The 17,853-nt window shown below is 46.1% G+C and carries 16 protein-coding genes; 10 read left to right on the top strand and 6 right to left on the bottom strand.

Annotation, left to right across the window (positions count from 1 at the left end; translation table 11 throughout):
* Positions 1 to 1,077, top strand: a 1,077-nt coding sequence (locus IQ257_RS14000; RefSeq protein WP_193873834.1) for a CHAT domain-containing protein, incomplete at its 5' end; no start/stop codon positions are given.
* Positions 1,078 to 1,114: 37 nt separating this feature from the next.
* Here the strand turns inward: IQ257_RS14000 and IQ257_RS14005 are convergent.
* The gene (locus IQ257_RS14005; RefSeq protein WP_193873833.1) at positions 1,115 to 1,525 is read right to left on the bottom strand and encodes a hypothetical protein; all 411 of its coding nucleotides are present in this window, start codon (positions 1,523 to 1,525) and stop codon (positions 1,115 to 1,117) included.
* A 132-nt stretch (positions 1,526 to 1,657) separates the two neighbouring features.
* Here IQ257_RS14005 and IQ257_RS14010 point away from each other — a divergent pair, with 132 nt between their 5' ends.
* Positions 1,658 to 2,347: an esterase/lipase family protein gene (locus IQ257_RS14010; protein ID WP_193873832.1), complete on the top strand. Its 690-nt coding sequence runs from the start codon at positions 1,658 to 1,660 to the stop codon at positions 2,345 to 2,347.
* On the opposite strand, the gene IQ257_RS14015 is transcribed toward IQ257_RS14010, so the two are convergent.
* The gene (locus IQ257_RS14015; protein WP_193873831.1) at positions 2,253 to 2,708 is read right to left on the bottom strand and encodes a VOC family protein; all 456 of its coding nucleotides are present in this window, start codon (positions 2,706 to 2,708) and stop codon (positions 2,253 to 2,255) included. The two genes, IQ257_RS14010 and IQ257_RS14015, sit on opposite strands and share 95 nt — an antisense overlap.
* A 63-nt stretch (positions 2,709 to 2,771) precedes the next feature.
* On the opposite strand from IQ257_RS14015, the gene IQ257_RS14020 reads away from it, so the two are divergent.
* A complete protein-coding gene (locus IQ257_RS14020) occupies positions 2,772 to 3,536 on the top strand; it encodes a TIGR00297 family protein (RefSeq protein WP_193873830.1) in 765 nt (254 codons plus the stop codon).
* 132 nt (positions 3,537 to 3,668) lie between these two features.
* Here the strand turns inward: IQ257_RS14020 and hetR are convergent, their stop codons facing one another.
* The 3 genes from hetR to IQ257_RS14035 all read right to left on the bottom strand — a co-directional run bounded on the left by hetR (position 3,669) and on the right by IQ257_RS14035 (position 7,184).
* Positions 3,669 to 4,568, bottom strand: a complete 900-nt coding sequence (gene hetR / locus IQ257_RS14025) for a heterocyst differentiation master regulator HetR (protein WP_193873829.1) — start codon at positions 4,566 to 4,568, stop codon at positions 3,669 to 3,671.
* Between the two features lie 271 nt (positions 4,569 to 4,839).
* Positions 4,840 to 5,103, bottom strand: a complete 264-nt coding sequence (gene patX / locus IQ257_RS14030; RefSeq protein ID WP_193873828.1) for a heterocyst-inhibiting protein PatX — start codon at positions 5,101 to 5,103, stop codon at positions 4,840 to 4,842.
* A gap of 209 nt (positions 5,104 to 5,312) precedes the next feature.
* Complete coding sequence (locus IQ257_RS14035) at positions 5,313 to 7,184, bottom strand: FAD-dependent oxidoreductase (protein ID WP_193873827.1); 1,872 nt, start codon at positions 7,182 to 7,184, stop codon at positions 5,313 to 5,315.
* Between the two features lie 108 nt (positions 7,185 to 7,292).
* On the opposite strand from IQ257_RS14035, the gene IQ257_RS14040 reads away from it, so the two are divergent.
* The 7 genes from IQ257_RS14040 to argB all read left to right on the top strand — a co-directional run bounded on the left by IQ257_RS14040 (position 7,293) and on the right by argB (position 17,470).
* Positions 7,293 to 7,454: a hypothetical protein gene (locus IQ257_RS14040; RefSeq protein WP_193873826.1), complete on the top strand. Its 162-nt coding sequence runs from the start codon at positions 7,293 to 7,295 to the stop codon at positions 7,452 to 7,454.
* A 236-nt stretch (positions 7,455 to 7,690) separates the two neighbouring features.
* A complete protein-coding gene (locus tag IQ257_RS14045; RefSeq protein WP_322744330.1) occupies positions 7,691 to 10,474 on the top strand; it encodes an S-layer family protein in 2,784 nt (927 codons plus the stop codon).
* Positions 10,475 to 11,114: 640 nt separating this feature from the next.
* Entirely contained in the window at positions 11,115 to 12,710 is a 1,596-nt protein-coding gene (locus IQ257_RS14050; RefSeq protein ID WP_193873824.1) for an ATP-binding protein, read from the top strand.
* 298 nt (positions 12,711 to 13,008) lie between these two features.
* On the top strand, positions 13,009 to 15,006 hold the full coding sequence (gene uvrB, locus IQ257_RS14055) for an excinuclease ABC subunit UvrB (RefSeq protein ID WP_193873823.1): 1,998 nt from the start codon (positions 13,009 to 13,011) through the stop codon (positions 15,004 to 15,006).
* 242 nt (positions 15,007 to 15,248) lie between these two features.
* A complete protein-coding gene (locus IQ257_RS14060; RefSeq protein WP_193873822.1) occupies positions 15,249 to 15,653 on the top strand; it encodes a hypothetical protein in 405 nt (134 codons plus the stop codon).
* Between the two features lie 126 nt (positions 15,654 to 15,779).
* Positions 15,780 to 16,349: a Uma2 family endonuclease gene (locus IQ257_RS14065; protein WP_193873821.1), complete on the top strand. Its 570-nt coding sequence runs from the start codon at positions 15,780 to 15,782 to the stop codon at positions 16,347 to 16,349.
* A 221-nt stretch (positions 16,350 to 16,570) separates the two neighbouring features.
* Positions 16,571 to 17,470: an acetylglutamate kinase gene (gene argB, locus IQ257_RS14070; RefSeq protein WP_193873820.1), complete on the top strand. Its 900-nt coding sequence runs from the start codon at positions 16,571 to 16,573 to the stop codon at positions 17,468 to 17,470.
* A gap of 19 nt (positions 17,471 to 17,489) precedes the next feature.
* Here argB and IQ257_RS14075 read toward each other — a convergent pair whose 3' ends face one another.
* On the bottom strand, positions 17,490 to 17,816 hold the full coding sequence (locus IQ257_RS14075; protein ID WP_193873819.1) for a hypothetical protein: 327 nt from the start codon (positions 17,814 to 17,816) through the stop codon (positions 17,490 to 17,492).
* Positions 17,817 to 17,853 lie beyond the last annotated feature (37 nt).

Genomic DNA, 17,853 nt, shown 5'->3' on the forward strand with positions numbered 1-17,853 from the left:
AGCTCCAACCCCCGCCCCACCCGGATTGAGAACCAAACCCCTCAACCCAATGACTCACTGGAGTTGATATTAGTGACATCTTCTGGTACTGTTGTGCGGCGGCAAGTTGGGGGAGCTACGCGATCGCAAGTCCTAGAAAAGGCGCAACAACTTCGTAATGATGTCACCAATTGGCGTAGAACAGACTATCGTGGTAGCACCAAGCAGTTCTATCAGTGGCTAGTTGCCCCATTGGAAAAAGAGTTACAAGCCCAAGAAATCAATAATATTAGCTTTATTATGGATGCGGGTTTACGCTCAATCCCTGTCGCAGCACTCAATGATGGCAATCAGTTTCTGATCGAACGCTATAGTGTCGGCTTAATACCCAGCTTTTCTCTGACGGATACTCGCTACCAGGATTTGAGGAATGACCAAGTTTTGGCGATGGGAGCTGCCAAATTCATCGATCAAAAATCCTTACCAGCAGTTCCTGTAGAATTAGGAGCGATCACCGATCAGCTTTGGTCGGGTAAGGAGTTCCTCAACGAACGCTTTACCTTAGAAAATCTCAAACAAGCCCGCTCCTCACAGCCCTTTGGCATTATTCATCTAGCCACCCATGCTGAATTTCGTCCAGGCAAGCCGTCGAATTCTTATATCCAGTTTTGGAATAGTAAGCTAGGACTAGACGAGCTACCTCAACTCAAATTAAATGAACCCTCCCTGGAGTTGTTGGTATTGAGTGCCTGTCGCACGGCTTTAGGAGATGAGGAGGCAGAGTTGGGCTTTGCAGGATTAGCTGTCATGGCTGGATCAAAGTCAGCCCTAGGTAGTCTGTGGTATGTAAACGATGAAGCCACCTTGGGATTAATGACCGCTTTTTACCACTACTTAAAGGCAGCTCCGGTTAAAACCGAAGCACTCCGTCAGGCACAACTAGCCATGCTGAAGGGGGACGTGCGTATTGAAGACGGACACTTAATTGTTGCGAATGAGCGTATTCCTTTACCACCAGAATTAGCCCATTTAGGAAATAGACAATTAACCCACCCCTATTACTGGAGTGCCTTCACCTTAATTGGCAGTCCTTGGTAAGAATGCAATTGGGCATCAATTTCTCATCAGCAAAGGTCTAGCAATCCTTTTGCTGATGTAAATACTCCAATACAAAGGGTTCTAGTAAGTGAATACCATCAAGGACTCGGACAAGCCAGTTATTAAATTGCACAATATTCTTGACACCGAGCCAGTACACAACAAAACCTTCTTTAACTAATTCATAGCTCAGTCGGTCTACTTCAAAGTGGGGGGCTTCTCCATACAAAATAACTCCAGGCTTGACACCGCATAGTGAACCAAAGGTTTTTGCTAAATCTAGGTCGAGAGCTTCGTAGTGGCTAGGTAGCAAGGTGTATTTGTGTTCTAAGAGCAAGCCAACTCGACCGCCAAGCTTCAAGGGAACCCATTGATCAGGTGGGGAAACCCACTTTAAGAACTCCTGAATAGCCCACTCGTCTAGGATAGCAGAGTTGGTATGAGACATTTGGATGTAGCAATATAGTTTTTAAGCCATTATTTTATAGCGCTTCTTCGTTGAACGTAATACGCCAAATCTTGTGTAATACACGACGAGGGTTGACATCGGTCTAATCCTGATAAACTTTCTCTTCCCATCATGAACGATATCAACAACCGCAATCCAGTTCTGCTCATTCACGGCATTATCCGTACCTCCTCCGTTTTCCGCAAGATGAACCCTTATTTGAGGCAGCGGGGTTGGTCAATTTACACCCTCGATCTCAAGCCCAATAACGCCACACTGGGTCTAGACCAAATGGCAGCACAAGTTGCAGATTATGTCAACCGAACGTTTGCGCCCAACCAACCTATTGATTTAGTGGGTTTGAGTATGGGGGGACTCGTTACCCGCTATTACGTGCAGCGATTAGGAGGGATAGATCGAGTGCAGCGCTATATTACCATATCCTCACCCCATCATGGCACTTGGCTCGCTTACCTGTGGAATCGCCGCGCCTGCCTTCAGATGCGTCCTGACAGTGCCTTTTTAAAGGATTTGAATCGAGATTCAAAAATGTTAGGGCGTCTCAAATTTACCTCCATTTGGACGCCTTGGGATTTTATAATCGTACCTGCCCACAGTTCTCAAATGCCTGTAGGTCGGAATGTCAAAGTGCCCGTTGTTGCCCATGCCAGCATGGTGATCAACTCACAAAGCCTGCAAGTCGTCGCCTCTGCCCTCTCAGAACCGCTTAAACAGATTCAGCGAACCTATCCTGAAGGGCATCACCAATGGCAGCTAACTCGTGACTGCCAAAAATTGCCTCCCGATGGCGGTAAAATTTGAATTCCATTAAGTTATGGAACGGGTCTTGTAAGAAAAAGGTACGATGCTCGGTAAGCTGACCCGGAAAACGAAGTTTGGGCTGTTGGTAAAAGGTAAGTTGGCGTTGTTGCGATCGCTCTAGCAGTGCTTCCCAGTCGGCTTCAACGGTGAAAATTAAGCCGAAGTGCCGGGGATAAATCCCCTGTTGGGGGGGTAGGGGTTCGTGAGTCAAATGTGCCACGAGTTGATGCCCATACAGATTCAGAATCACCGCCTGGCGAGTTTCTCGCCCAATTTTACAGCCCAATTCGTTGCCATAATAGTTTTTAGTCTGCTCAATGTCAGTCACGGGAAAGGCTAGATGAAAAAGAACTGGATTCATAGCTACCACTCTGAGATTTGCATAAGTTTAAAATCACCTTAAAACGATCTCCACAAATTTGCGATGCTTTCTACAATTTCTGCCGTTAATCCTTGGCTCCTAGGCGTTGGCTTGAATACGGTTTTATTAGCAATGGCTTGGGCAATTCCCAAAAAGTTGCTTACTCCTGCCGGACTCATCCACGCCTGGATACTCGGTATCCTGATTTGGGGGACGCTGGGCTGGCGGGGTTACTTCGTCGTCATGTTTTATTTTTTAGTCGGTTCAGCCGTTACCCGCATCGGTATGGCGCAAAAGGAAGCGGCGGGAATTGCCGAGAAACGTTCTGGGGCTAGAGGACCTGAAAATGTCTGGGGTTCAGCCCTAACTGGTACGCTCTGCGCCTTAGGAATGCTATGGGTTGAAGAACCCTATCGGAGTTTGCTGTTACTGGGATATGTAGCGAGTTTTTCGACCAAGCTATCAGATACGACGGCTAGCGAGGTAGGCAAAGCCTATGGCAAGCGGACATTACTGATTACTACCTTACAGCCAGTAGAACCGGGGACGGAAGGAGCGATTAGTGTAGAAGGAACCCTAGCAGGCGTTGTGGCATCAGCCGCGATCGCCTTTATTAGTTGGGGCGTGGATCTAATTAGCTTGATAGGAGTAGTATTTTGTGTAGTAGCTGCCTTTATTGCCACCAACTTAGAAAGCGTGATTGGTGCCACCCTGCAATCTCAGGTGGATTGGATGACCAATGAAATCGTGAATTTTATCAATACTCTGATTGGCGCGATCGCCGCTGTCCTCTTACTCTTGACATGGCAATGGCTCACAGGACTGTGATCCCTACTGGAGGGGTGGGGGTGCGGGGGAGCAGGGAAAGCGATCGCAGAAATTAGATTTCAGCTCAAGCCTTAGATGGGTTTCAGGTTCTTTTTTAGAGATGTCTAAGGACGAATGAGCAATGACCAATGACTATTCAGCTTGAGATCCAAACACCATCTGTAGAACCATAGGCTCACCGTCAGCCCGGTGGTACTTATCTGCCCAAGCGCGGATAATTTCATCAAGTTCGTCCAGTGCCTGACCCATATTTTCGGGCGGAATATCTAATTCTTCTAATACCCGCATCACATTCGGCTGACGTTCTGCCCAATCTTTCATTAATCGGAAATACTGCGCCGTATCCTCCACCATGGTGTAAGTGCGTTCTTTGCCATCCACTGGCGAGTAAGAAGCACCCGTTAGAGCGTAGTAGGGTAAACCCCAAGGACAATCAATGCGGGTTACTGTCCCTGAATAAAGTAAACGCCGCTTGATGTGCTCTGCCATCGCCTCGCTCAAAGGCAGACGGCGCTCTGATGGTAACTCTTCTTGAGAGCGAGTGTGCAGGAATTCAATTAATTCCATAAACTGCAACGAATTAACAACCTGGGCGTCTGGCAGGTTATCGGGCAGTTTTTCTTCAATATGTCGTTTTTCGTCCGATTGTAGGCTAGTTCCCGCTATGCGGGATCGACCTGGTTGCCAGGAATACTGCTCCATCCAGACATAGGGAAATTGAATCAGATAGCGAGGTTCCTGAGACCCTAGCATCTTCAACAGTTTCCCTTCTGTTAAAGCTTGCCTGACTTCCTCAACAATAACTTTGACCCGTTTTGGCTCGATATGGTGTAGATGTCCGGTCATCCGGATATTCTCACCCTGTTCCAAATAGGTCATGTATATCGCACACTTGGCAGCAGTCGCGGCTGCATCCAGAAAAGCCCCGTGTCGGTGTCCACTGGTTCTCATCGCGCTGAAAGCCAGGTACAGCATAATCTGATCCATGGCACTGGGGCTAAGGCTTTTGATCAGATCAACATGGTTAATCATTTTAGGGGCGGTCACCTTGCATGGGTACAAAAAATTTTATCCTTTATGGCAAACTCACTAGTTCGCCTATTCTAGTGAGTTCAACTCAAACAGCAGAACACGCGCTTCCTTATAATCAGCACCCTAATGCTCGAATTTGAACTCTCTTTGACTGTATAAAATTATAGAAAGCCAAAGGAAAACCCGAAACTGGAAGATTTCACCTCCAACGTTGTAACTGGTGGAGAAATTCTTCCAGTAAGGTTAATATTATATCAAAAGTTAGACTCGCTTATGCCCAAGAGAACTGCCGACGACCGCTACCTCGATGGCTAATCAGAGGAGCTTGAGTTTTTTCAGCTTGGAAGAAATCCCGACGCCGCTCGCCACGGGCGGGACTCTTCGGACCAGCATCTCCGGTTTGAACTAGTGATGGTAGGTTGTTGGCAGTAGCAGACTTGAGTCGCACAGTTGAGTGATCACCAATAACCTGGGGATTAGCAGCCAGTGAAATTGTGAGCAAGCTTAACAAAGTGATAGAGCTGTAAATGCGCATAGCAGACGTCCGTGTCAGGGTTTCTAGTCCCTGATACGGAGTTCTTAGCAATACTTCAGGAAAAACTTTTATCGAAGTTTATGTAGATTGGATGAAGGTTGATGTAGAATAGCGGATTTACCTTGAACCCAAACCTGCCCCAGATCGGCAATATACCCGTCCTACGGGTACGGGATACGGGATAATTTTTTTTAAAGTTCTCAAACTCATCAGTCTTGAATCATTTCTACCACCAACCAATTCCCAGCTTCATTAAGACGACCCCAGACCGTAAGCTGTTGCTGATCACGACAACTCAGCAGCCGCTCGTTTACTTCTGGCTGCAATGTGATTAGCCTCCAAATCTCACCAGCACGCTCCGTTGGTTGCGACAGAGCGATCGTGTAATCTTGTTCACCGTTACAGTAGAAAGTGCCAGTGAAAAGGGTAGAAAATAAGCCGCTAAAAGACTGACCCGAATAAGGCAAAACCAGCTCCCCCGCTCCCCTGCTAACATGACCGCTAGCTGGATAATCTTCTGGCTTATCCAAGTAGTAACGCTGCCAGTACAGCCAGTCTGGATGCTGAGGCGGTACATTAAAGAGCGGAATCAAAGCGGCTGGGGCAATTGCATCACTAAGCATTGCCTCTTGAAGATGCCGGACGGACAACTCTTTAGGTTGACAGCCCAGTTCAACACACAACGCTGCTGCCATTCCCGCTGCTTGACCGAGGTTCATTACTACAGGTTGCAACCGAGTCGAACCGTTAGCAATGTGAGATACCGAGATATTTTTTTCACAGACAAGAAGACCATCTGTTGACTGTGGCACCAAGCAACCGTAGGGAATAGTGAAAGGTGTTCCCGTCCAACGACCTCCCCAGGGGAGCGATTTTGGTGCTAAGGGGAAATTAACACCAGGATAGTGGTGGTCATTCGGATAGTTACCCAGGGTGATGGTACTCACGTTTCCCGACTCATCCACTGGCAACGTTGCCACTTGTCCCCCTGACACGGGTAAAATATCATGTTCCCATAACGTTTCCAGCCCTATTAGCCGTCTGCTTTCGCGGTAGTAGGGATGTAAGGCGTAGGCACCGCCACCGAATGGGGAGTGGGCTTCGCCGTGAGCGTTCAGCCGAACGGGAGTGGGGAATGGGGAATAGGGGAAGATATCATCAGCTAAACCGTAACGACGCCCTAGCTGAGTTTGAATAAACCGTGCAAAACTCTGGGCGTGCCACCGGGCTTCTTGACAAAATTCCTGTTGGGATGAGAGGGATTCAACTAAACGTCCGACACCTTCACCGTAATCATTACCGCACTGGGGCCAGTTGAGCATAAACAATCCCCCAGGCAGGCGTCCGTAATTGAGAAAATGCTCTGGGCTGTAGCCGTCCCAAGCACCGACGAATTGCTCTGGGGTGTCGTGGGGAGGGGCAGGAATTTCTGGGGCTTCAGCCGCCGTCCCGAAATCCTTGAGGATAACAACCCAGGTTGGGACTTGCACTGGATACCTTTGGGTCAGCTCGTTATGAGATACTGGGGCGCTAGGTTCCTCAACTTGCGATCGCAATTTGCGGGTGTGTAGTGCAGATCCCATCTCCCAACCCCAGCGATATGGCACGTCCCCTAGAGCCAGCAAGTCGCCCAGTTCCGTAGCGTCTAAGATGATTTTTGCGTTAACAGTGATATCGGCAAACCGGACACCTGTAATGCAGTTGCCCTGTTTAAAAACATCTAACGGTGTTTGTCCAGCAATCCAATGCAGGTTGGGTAAAGCCTGCACCCAATCTGCAAATATCTTGGCACCCGTGCGAGGATCGTAAGTGAATAGACTAACCCAAGCATGATCTAATCCCTCTGCCTGTCGATGCTGAAGTGAGTTTAAGAATGCCCCCCACAACCCTGTTTGAAACGCGGCTAATTCACTGCCATCGGGTGCTGAGACACCTGCACAAGTGAGCATTCCTCCCAACCAAGAGAATTCACTTACCAGAACAGTTCGGACACCTCGACGCGCTGCTTGGATAGCCGCAGCCGTTCCACCTGTACCACCTCCGACCACTAAGACATCGGTTGTAATCATCTGGTTAACCATTGAAATTGAAAAATAATATTAAAAAATACTTACTTTTATAGGTTAAAAAAGTCAATACTTCATTTTAAAAAATAATTACGAATAAGCCTTTTGGGTTAGGCATTTTTAATGAAAGGTTATAAAATTTTAATTTATTTTTTGTGGCTATGTATTGCAGATACTCTTACTGTGTTAGCCGATTCTTTGTTTCTAGCTGGAGACATTTCCCTCAGTGCTACAGGCAACCTGGGCATCAATTCTAATGTCTCGTCCATGGGCGCATTGGAATAAGAGTTCCATCTTGTCAATCCAGACATTTAGATTTTTGATAAAAATAATACGGTTAATGGACGGCTGAACTGTATAGAGAAAAAGCACCCAATTCTTGGGCTAACTTCCTCATATTCAAAAATGTTGTCTCGAATTAAGTTCAGTCAATGAATTCACTTAATCTTAAGAATTTGTACAAAAGCCGAAAAAATCAGAAATGGTTGAACGGGTTAAAATGGCTCTGCTGTTTCGGACTGGTGTCAACTCCGCTTTTTTATTCCCTAAAAATTAATGCTCAACTAGTTCCCGATACTACATTAGGAACAGAAAATTCAATTGTCATCCCCCAAGGCGTGCGAGACTTTATTGAAGAAGGGGCAAGATACGGCAGTAATCTGTTCCATAGTTTTGCAGAATTTAATGTCAAGGAGGGACAGTCTGTTTATTTCAACAACCCCAATGGTGTTGATAATATCTTCACTCGTGTCACAGGAGATAACCCCTCCAATATCTTGGGCTCGTTGGGTGTTGATGGAACTGCTAATCTATTTTTACTCAATCCCAACGGTATTGTCTTTGGCGCTAATGCTCAGTTAGATGTAAGAGGCTCGTTTATTGGTTCAACAGCCGATAGCATCAAGTTTGCAGATGGCAGTGAGTTCAATGCGACTAATCCCCAAAATCAGCCCCTACTTACCATTAACGTTCCCATTGGCTTGCAGTTTGGCTCAAATCCCGAAAGTATCATCAATCAATCAACAGCATTGTCTCCCCCCAACCTGCCAACCTTTCCCCCAATTCTTCCCATTTCCACTAACGTAGGTTTAGCCGTACAACCCGGTCAAACCTTAGCCTTAATTGGTGGTGATCTTCTCCTCAATGGTGGTAATTTAACAGCGAATACGGGACAAATTCTCCTCGGTAGTGTTGCTAGTCCTGGTTTAGTTCGTTTCTCTCCCACACCTGATGGTCTAACTTTAAACTATGACAATATTCCTAAGTTCGGCAACATTGAACTATCAAATGGAGCCATTATTAACACGACCGGACTGGGGGGTGGAAAAGTAGAGATTAGAGGTGAAAATGTCAGCCTCAACGGTGGGCGAATTTATGCACTAACGTTGGGAAATATTGATGGTAAGGGCATCGACATTAACGCCCAAACCTTTCGGGCTGAAGGTGGAACGCAAATCTCTACGTTGACATTAGGAAATGGTGCAGGGGGTGCTGTCAACATCCGTGCTACCGATTCAGTAGAACTTAAGGGGATTGGAGTTGATCGCTATAAAGAGTTTGTTGCTAGGTATACGGCATCTGGATTGATAACCCCTTTTGACCCACAAATTCTTCTGATAACTGGTACGGCTGGCGCTGGAGTCGCAGGAGACATCACGATTGATACCGGACAGTTATTGATTGACAATGGGAGCGCCTTAGGTACCCCCACATTAGGTGCTGGAAATGGGGGAGCTATTATCCTGGGTGCCAGGGATTTGGATATAGCCAGTTCAGCAGTCAACAGTGGCACAATTGCGGGGAGTACAGGCACAGGAGGAAGCATTACCATTGAGGCGGAACGATTAAGAGTGCGTGATGGAGCAGGTTTAGTCAGCATCACTCGCACTGAAGCAGCATCGGGGAATATCAACATTAAAGCGTCTGAATCAGTAGAAGTTTTGCGGACTCCCGACGGAAATCCTATTCCAACCTTTATCGGTACAACCGCAGTTGGCATTAATGGGCGAGCTGGGGACATTAATATAGACACCAAGCGGTTGATTATCTCTGAGGGAGGCGGAATTAGCTTATCAAGTGGATCAGTTGTTGGCGATCAACCATTGAATACAACTGCAGGACTAGGAGGTAATTTAACGCTTAGAGCTACTGAGTCAGTAACGGTAGAGGGTAGTTCTGGAGTTTTGGCAAATGGGAGTCGGACTGCTAGTTTCATCTCTGCTGATGCCTATTCTGCTAGTCCCGGAGGGAGTATGCAAATTTTTACACCTGTATTGACTCTCCGGAATGGGGGACTTATTTCTACGGCATCTTTAGGCAGAGGAGATGCAGGAAGTATTACGATTAACGGAGATCGGGTAGAAGTTATTGGTAATGGGAGTCAAGATCAATTTAACAGTCAAATTCAGATTTCTGTTGGGATTGCATCTGGCGTAATCAATCCCAATGCTATAGCAAATGGAGGTTCGTTGAATCTGAATGTTGGGCAATTGATTCTTCGCAATGGGGGAACCCTCAATCTGCAAGCGTTGGGTACGGGACAAGCTGGTAACATCAACGTGGTAGCAGACGCGATCGCTCTTGACAACCAAAGCAGCATTGATGGCAGAACTGCATCCGGTGCAGGCGGAAATATTAACCTCCAGGCGCAGAATATTTTGTTGCGTCGTGGTAGCCAGATTAGCACCGATGCCGGGAATACCACTGGCGGCAACATCACAATTAATACTAATACTTTAGTGGCAGTACCTAAAGAAAATAGCGACATAACAGCCAATGCTCAACAAGGTTCTGGAGGTCGAATTAGTATCACCGCTTCTGGTATTTTTGGTACTCAGTTTCGGGATAGATTGACACCCTTCAATGATATTACCGCTACCTCTGAACTGGGTCTTGAATTTAATGGTACTGTACAAATTGATATTCGAGCCGTTGACCCCAACCAAGGATTAGTTGAATTACCCTCCACTTTTACCGACTCGTCCAATCAAATTGTCGCAGGTTGTCCCGCTGATAAAGGGAATAGTTTTACTGTTACCGGACGCGGTGGTATTCCAGATAATCCCGAGCAATATCTGCGCGGACGTGCTGTTTGGACAGATAGGCGCAATTTATCAGCATCTTATCCAGAAAACTCACCCACACCCTACACCCCACACCCTACACCCCACACCCAATTAATAGAAGCCCAAGATTGGATTGTTGATGAAAATGGCACAGTTACTCTGACGGCTGCACCCTCTGGAGAAAAACTACTGAGTTCTGGGATGAGAGTGAACTCTTGTCAATCCAATGAAAATTCCTAGCTAGCTATAAATCCCAAGTCAAGATTGGCATTCAATCACCTTATCCGTTGAAGTCGCCGCTTGGCTTTTCCAATGGCACATCTGAAACCCCCCCAGCCCCCCTTAACAAGAGGAGAGCAAGAGAGAATATGTGCCAAATTCAAACCCATTTGGTATAACCTGCAACCGTTCAGCGTTTGTTACCGAACAGAGAGGATTCTCCCAACTCTTGACGGCTGGCTTGTTTGCCTACCTTTTGTCGCTTACTCACTAAAGATGAGCGATCGCTTCCTACATCTAAGTTAGACTTTGTTGCTTTGTTGTACTATTACCATTTTTACTTAGTATAACATCTAGTGGGCAATTGTCGGGAAGAGATTACTCCCTTGGTTTGAGTAATTTCTGTGAGAAGCGGAGAAATAAGCCATGGAAAAATCCGCAAAAATACGGTCTATTTAACGCTCGTCTATTAGGTAAAGTCTATTCATCTGCCTGTCAAACGTTATCTCACTCAATCACTTACCCATTAATTCTTATCTTATAAGTCGTATCAAGTTTATGTTTCAAATACCCAAAAACTTCTAGTGGCGGTGAACTTATAGATTAATTCGATGCCTATCCTGATTTCAGCACAGTCTCTACAACGTCAAGGAGTTTAACAATGACAACTTACAATTCTCAAAAATCTCCCCTAATTCTGATTGCTGACGACGACCGATTTACGCGACTCATGCTGCGTCAACTCCTGGAACGAGAGAAATACCAGGTGGCAGAGGTGGAGGATGGAGAACTATGTCTGGCAGCTTACCAACAGTACAAGCCCGATATGGTGCTGCTTGATGCAATGATGCCAGTGATGGACGGCTTTACGTGCTGTAGCCAACTGCAACAACTCAATCGAAAGGATGCACCAGAAAGCGATCGCACTACAGAAAGTATTCCCATCCTGATGATCACCGGACTCAACGATCAAGCATCTATTGATTGGGCATTTAAAGCCGGTGCTACAGATTTTGTGACTAAACCTATCCATGCACCAGCCTTGTTGCAACGCATCCACCGCTTACTAGAAGCAAGTTGGGCGCAAAAGGCGTTGCGCCACAGCGAACAACAGTATCGCTCAGTGGTTGAAAACATCAAAGAAGTAATCTTCCAAATTGATGGAGATGGTAACTGGACATTTCTCAATCCGTCTTGGACTCGACTGACTGGCTTTACCGTTGACGAGAGTCTAGGAACGAATTTTTTGAATTACGTTCATCCTGATGATCAAGCACTGCATCGGGAACTATGGCAATCTGTAATAGTCGGTCAAAAAGCTTGTTTTCAGCAGGAATTGAGATACTTAACCAAAGCTGCAGAATGCCGCTGGATCGAAATTCATGCCCATCCCACTCAGGGGACGACCGATAAAATTATGGGAATTTCTGGTTCTTTTCAAGATATCACTGAACGGTTGTATGCGGCAGCTTTAGAAAAAGAGAAAGTAAGACTGGAAACGGAAGTAATCGAACGCACACGCACTGAGGCAATGGTGCGTCACGCCTTGGAAAAGGAACAAGAATTGGGCGAAGTGAAATCCCAAATTATTACTACGATTTCTCACGAGTTCCGTACTCCACTAACAACCATTCAGTCATCTAGCGAACTGCTAAAACGGTACTCAGAGAAGTTTACAGACGAGAAGAAGCTAAGACATTTTCAAAAAATTGAGAATGCAGTAGAACACATGACTCAACTGCTCAATGATGTAATTTTAATCGGGCAAGCAGAAGCAGGACAATTGCGGTTCACTCCCACTCAACTAGATTTACAGGGTTTGTGCCGCGAGGTGGTTGAGGAGTTTCAGTCTAGCTTGGGAAACCAACACACCCTAATTTTTTCAGGGCAAGGCGATGCAATTCAAGGCAATCTAGATGAGAAGTTACTACAGCAACTTTTAAACCATTTAATCGGCAATGCAGTCAAATACTCACCTCAAGGAGGCACAGTACGTTTCGACTTAGTTTTTCAAGAAGATAAAGTTATTTTTCAGATTCAGGATGAAGGGATTGGCATTCCTCCAGAAGATCGACAGCGGTTGTTTGAATCTTTCTATAGAGCTAGCAATGCTGGCACTATCCAAGGGACTGGATTAGGTTTGGCGATTGTTAAGCGCTGCGTGGATTTGCAGGGGGGGCAAATTCAGGTAGAGAGTGAAGTGGGAGCTGGAACAACGGTAACAGTAACACTGCCGTTGAATTCGAGTTATTCTTAGAGTCAGGTTCTACGTCTAGAGAGTCATTTATTGCAGAAGACCACTAAAATAGAAACTCTTATCCAGTCCTCTTAAGAGGACTTTAGCTATAAGACAGTGGTTTTAACCACTGACTGCATAGTGTTGCAACTGGTGCAAGATCTGAGAAAACCTGTTGTTGGATTATCTGTGACTATGCAAGCCCTTGAAGTCACCGGAACGATCGCTCTAATAAAATTATGAGTAGGATGCTAGGATAGAACAAATGTATTAACCTAGCAGTGTCAGGATTATAGAGGTAGCAGCCATCGTTACTCCCATGACTCCCTTTCATCTGCAAGCCCCCTTTGAAGCCACTGGCGATCAACCTCACGCGATCGCACAACTCACCACCTCACTTCAAGGGGGTAACCGTTTCCAAACCCTACTGGGTGCCACAGGTACGGGTAAAACCTATACCGTTGCTAGAGTTATTGAGCAAATTGGCAAACCTGCCCTAGTTCTCGCTCACAATAAAACCTTAGCGGCTCAACTGTGTAATGAGTTGCGAGACTTCTTCTCTGATAACGCCGTTGAGTACTTTATTTCCTACTACGACTACTACCAACCCGAAGCCTATATTCCCGTCACCGATACTTATATTGAGAAAACGGCGGCGATTAATGATGAAATTGATATGCTGCGACACTCTGCCACGCGATCGCTCTTTGAACGGCGAGATGTGATTGTCGTCGCGTCAATTAGCTGTATCTACGGTTTGGGCATTCCCTCAGAATACCTGAAAGCCTCGATTCCCTTGCGAGTTGGGAAGGAAATGGATCAGCGCCAACTGTTACGAAACTTGGCATCAGTGCAGTATTCCCGTAACGATTTGGAGATGGGGCGGGGCAAATTCCGGGTGAAGGGGGATGTGCTGGAAATTGGTCCTGCTTATGAAGACCGAATTATTCGGGTAGAATTCTTTGGGGATGAAATTGACGCAATTCGCTATGTCGATCCGGTTACAGGTGGCATTATCCAGAGTACGGATGCGTTGAATATTTACCCAGCCCGTCACTTTGTTACCCCCGATGAGCGATTGGAAGAAGCTTGTGAAGCGATAGAAGCGGAACTTCGAGAGAGTTTGGAACAGTTGGTGCAAGCTGGGAAATTGCTAGAAGCGCAGCGCCTCGAACAGCGTACCCGGTATGATTTGGAACTGTTGCGGGAAGTGGGGTACTGCAATGGCGTGGAGAACTATTCCCGGCATTTGGCAGGGCGCATAGCTGGGGAACCGCCAGAATGTTTGATTGATTATTTTCCTAAAGATTGGCTGTTAGTGATAGATGAATCTCACGTTACAGTGCCGCAAATTCGGGGGATGTATAATGGCGACCAATCCAGGAAACGGGTGTTAATTGAGCATGGTTTTCGTCTACCGAGTGCTGCTGACAACCGTCCTCTGAAGGCAGAAGAGTTTTGGACGAAGGTGAATCAATGTATTTTTGTTTCTGCTACTCCAGGAGATTGGGAACTGCAACAATCAGAGGATCAGATCATTGAACAGGTAATTCGTCCGACGGGAGTAGTTGATCCTGAAATCTTTGTGCGTCCTACAGAAGGTCAAATTGATGATTTACTGGGTGAGATTAAAGACAGAGTTGCTAAACAGGAACGGGTTTTGATAACCACCCTTACCAAGCGCATGGCGGAAGATTTGACCGAGTATTTGCAAGATCGGGGGGTTCGGGTACGCTATTTGCACTCGGAAATTAACTCGATTGAACGAATTGAAATCTTGCAGGCGTTGCGCCAGGGTGAGTTTGATGTATTAATTGGGGTCAATCTGTTGCGAGAAGGGTTGGATTTGCCGGAGGTATCGTTAGTCGCTATTTTAGATGCGGATAAGGAAGGGTTTTTGCGAGCAGCGCGATCGCTAATTCAAACCATTGGTAGGGCGGCGCGTCATGTGCGGGGGCAGGCGATTCTGTATGCGGATAATCTCACCGATAGCATGATTAAAGCGATTGATGAGACAGAACGGCGGCGGGGGATTCAGTTGGCATACAACCGGATGCATGGGATTACACCTCAATCGATTATCAAGAAATCTGGTAATGCGATTTTGGCGTTTTTAGATGTGTCGCGGCGGTTGAATGCTCAACAGTTGGAAACCGTTTACGAACAGGTGGATGATTTGCCGTTAGAACAGATTCCGGAGTTAATTAGTCAACTGGAAACCCAGATGAAGGAGGCGGCGAAGAATCTGGAGTTTGAGGAAGCGGCGAAATTGCGCGATCGCATTAAGCATCTGCGGGATAAGTTGTTGGGGCATTAAGCCCGAAAATCAGCCCGGAGTTCAAACTCCGGCGTCATAGATTAAGTCCACTTAAGTTGAGTGAAATTCTTTTAAAGCCAACATTTATTTCCATATAGCAGTCCTAAATGGTTGTGGCAATTTTCCGAAAGGAGATCCTTGCTATACCTGGGTTTCAAGTCACGCAGTTGTCACAAATTATTTAGGGTTGCTATATTTATTACCGAAGTAAAAAAATGCAACTGCTTATAGGAAAAATTATTATGACTAAACGTTACTTTTCTTACACAATCCTTATTGCCAATATCATTTCTATGGGTCTGTGCATCGCAGGCTACTTACTCAACATCGGCTGGTACAGATTTTTGTTTGGCATTATTCTTATTCCGATTCTGCTTATTCACTTCATCTTCCATTGGAGTCTAGTTATAAAGCACACGCGGATCAGCAAGCAGACAGAGCTATATTCATGCCTCAGTAACATAGCCATAGCACTTACCTTGGTTTTACTCCCAGATGTGTCTGATGTGCCTCCATATTACGCAGTTTTTGGTCTGTATAAAAATCCCCCAGATTTATTCGGAACTATTGCTTTGGTTAGTTTCGTTGCTTCCTTTATCCTGACTTTTATTGCAAAGCGAACAGACCGCAAAGATACAAAAAAGTAAGTTGAGTAGAACGAAGTGAAACCTAATATATATTCAGAAGTGAAGAGTAGGGATCGCGCCCTATGGCTTTGTAGGGTGGGGAGTGTCAAAGTTAAGGTGACAAACTCAGGTATTAGGGTATAGCTAATGAACGCTATCACATTGACCATTCCTCGTTTGAGCGCCGATGGTTTTCTCGAACTGTGCAAAGCTAATCAAGACTTGCAGCTAGAACTTACGGCGACAGGAGAAGTCATTATTATGCCCCCAACTTTTTCCTGGACAGGTAAGCAAAATTCTGGTTTAAATGCTCAGTTGTGGAACTGGAATGACAAAACAGGTTTAGGTACTGTCTTCGACTCCTCTACTGGATTTACTCTCCCTAATGGTGCTATCAGGTCGCCTGATGCGAGTTGGGTGAGTAATGAGCGATGGGAGGCGTTGACTGAAATTCAGCAAAAGGAGGAGTTTTCTCCCCTATCTCCTGACTTTGTGGTGGAATTGCGCTCTAGTAGTGATTCCCTCAAAAAGCTCAGAGAAAAAATGCAGGAGTACATCGATAACGGAGTTCGCTTAGGTTGGCTGATTGATACGACAAAAAAGCAAGTAGAAATCTATCGTCCAGGGCGGACTGTAGAGGTGGTGGAGTCTCCTACAATGCTATCGGGTGAGGAGGTGCTGCCAGAGTTTGTGTTGAATTTGAAGAAGGTTTGGTAAGATGCGATCGCTTTAAGCCTTTGCTGAATTGGTAAATATTTAAAATACAGTAGGGAGAAGGGAGAATTCAAAGCCTCTCTACCTTGCAGGAGAGAGGTTTGGAGAGAGGTCTAAATTCTGAGGGAATTAGAGTTGTTGACAAGGGTAAAATCCTACCCTTGAGGCTAAAAAATGATTTAAACTGCATGGGATATCTTTATTTATGGTAAATTTACCTGCCCATGCTCGACAAAAACGAATGCGACTTTATCAGAGAAACTGAAGCCACTCGCGTGCGGGTACTCAGTGAAGCCCTACCCTACATCCAGCAATTTGCAGGTCGGACAGTCGTTGTCAAGTACGGGGGAGCTGCGATGAAAGACAGCAACCTCAAAGACAAAGTAATCCGGGATATTGTCTTCTTATCTTGCGTCGGTGTGCGTCCTGTCGTTGTTCATGGTGGTGGCCCAGAAATTAATAGCTGGTTAGATAAGCTGGGAATCGAACCCCAATTTAAAGATGGCTTGCGAGTCACGGATGCTGCCACGATGGATGTGGTGGAAATGGTATTAGTCGGTCGGGTGAATAAAGAATTAGTCTCCCTAATTAACCGTGCCGGTGGCAAAGCAGTGGGACTGTGCGGCAAAGACGGCAATCTCATCAAAGCCCGTCCAGAAGGTCGAAAGGGGATTGGCTTTGTTGGAGAAGTCAACAGTGTAGACACCCAGCTCATTGAATCTCTAGTAGACAGTGGTTACATTCCTGTTGTGTCGAGTGTTGCCGCTGACGAAACCGGTCAAGCCTACAACATCAATGCCGACACCGTTGCCGGTGAAATTGCAGCAGCGTTGGGAGCAGAAAAGTTAATTTTGCTCACCGATACCCCTGGAATTTTGCAGGATTACAAAGACCCTTCAACCCTGCTTGCTAAACTAGATATTCAACAAGCCCGAAGTTTGATTGAGACGGGTGTTGTTGCTGGTGGAATGATTCCCAAAGTCACCTGCTGTGTGCGATCGCTCGCCCAAGGGGTACGAGCTGCCCACATCTTGGATGGTCGTATTCCCCACGCTCTGCTGCTGGAAATCTTGACGGATGAAGGGATCGGCTCAATGATTGTGGCATCAGAATTTACCAGCTAATCGAAAGAGGCTGCCCCGCTTATCTCTTCAACAATCGACTCAACGGGAGACGACTTTGAGATCGCCTCTTAGCTCTGGCATCTCTTCTCTGTTTGGCTAACTTCAACCCTCTCAATCGGACGGGAGTGTCTTCAGTTTCCTCTTCTTCCTCAGGCTCTACCTCCTGGGGTTCGTCTTTCGTTTTCCACCAACCATACACCCACCCACCAGCGAACCCACCTACAGCGCCAGCTAGGATACTGAAGGGTACAGAATATCTCAAAAAGACAAAGGCAAATAGGAAAACCAACCAAAGTCTCAGTGCCGTTGAAAATCCACCTGAGGAACCTGGTATGAGTTTATTCATATCTTTACCCACTCATCATACTTGACCGTTGGTAATC

Origin of the sequence: Coleofasciculus sp. LEGE 07092 (genome assembly GCF_015207375.1) — a bacterium.
In the GTDB taxonomy this organism is placed as follows: domain Bacteria; phylum Cyanobacteriota; class Cyanobacteriia; order Cyanobacteriales; family Coleofasciculaceae; genus LEGE-07092.

Coding starts and splice junctions, on each gene's coding strand:
- IQ257_RS14040 (WP_193873826.1), top strand. CDS start 7,293: ATGAAAGGTTATAAAATTTTAATTTATTTTTTGTGGCTATGTATTGCA.
- IQ257_RS14015 (WP_193873831.1), bottom strand. CDS start 2,708: ATGAATCCAGTTCTTTTTCATCTAGCCTTTCCCGTGACTGACATTGAG.
- IQ257_RS14020 (WP_193873830.1), top strand. CDS start 2,772: ATGCTTTCTACAATTTCTGCCGTTAATCCTTGGCTCCTAGGCGTTGGC.
- IQ257_RS14005 (WP_193873833.1), bottom strand. CDS start 1,525: ATGTCTCATACCAACTCTGCTATCCTAGACGAGTGGGCTATTCAGGAG.
- hetR (WP_193873829.1), bottom strand. CDS start 4,568: ATGATTAACCATGTTGATCTGATCAAAAGCCTTAGCCCCAGTGCCATG.
- IQ257_RS14065 (WP_193873821.1), top strand. CDS start 15,780: ATGAACGCTATCACATTGACCATTCCTCGTTTGAGCGCCGATGGTTTT.
- patX (WP_193873828.1), bottom strand. CDS start 5,103: ATGCGCATTTACAGCTCTATCACTTTGTTAAGCTTGCTCACAATTTCA.
- IQ257_RS14035 (WP_193873827.1), bottom strand. CDS start 7,184: ATGGTTAACCAGATGATTACAACCGATGTCTTAGTGGTCGGAGGTGGT.
- IQ257_RS14075 (WP_193873819.1), bottom strand. CDS start 17,816: ATGAATAAACTCATACCAGGTTCCTCAGGTGGATTTTCAACGGCACTG.
- uvrB (WP_193873823.1), top strand. CDS start 13,009: ATGACTCCCTTTCATCTGCAAGCCCCCTTTGAAGCCACTGGCGATCAA.
- IQ257_RS14010 (WP_193873832.1), top strand. CDS start 1,658: ATGAACGATATCAACAACCGCAATCCAGTTCTGCTCATTCACGGCATT.
- IQ257_RS14060 (WP_193873822.1), top strand. CDS start 15,249: ATGACTAAACGTTACTTTTCTTACACAATCCTTATTGCCAATATCATT.
- IQ257_RS14050 (WP_193873824.1), top strand. CDS start 11,115: ATGACAACTTACAATTCTCAAAAATCTCCCCTAATTCTGATTGCTGAC.
- argB (WP_193873820.1), top strand. CDS start 16,571: ATGCTCGACAAAAACGAATGCGACTTTATCAGAGAAACTGAAGCCACT.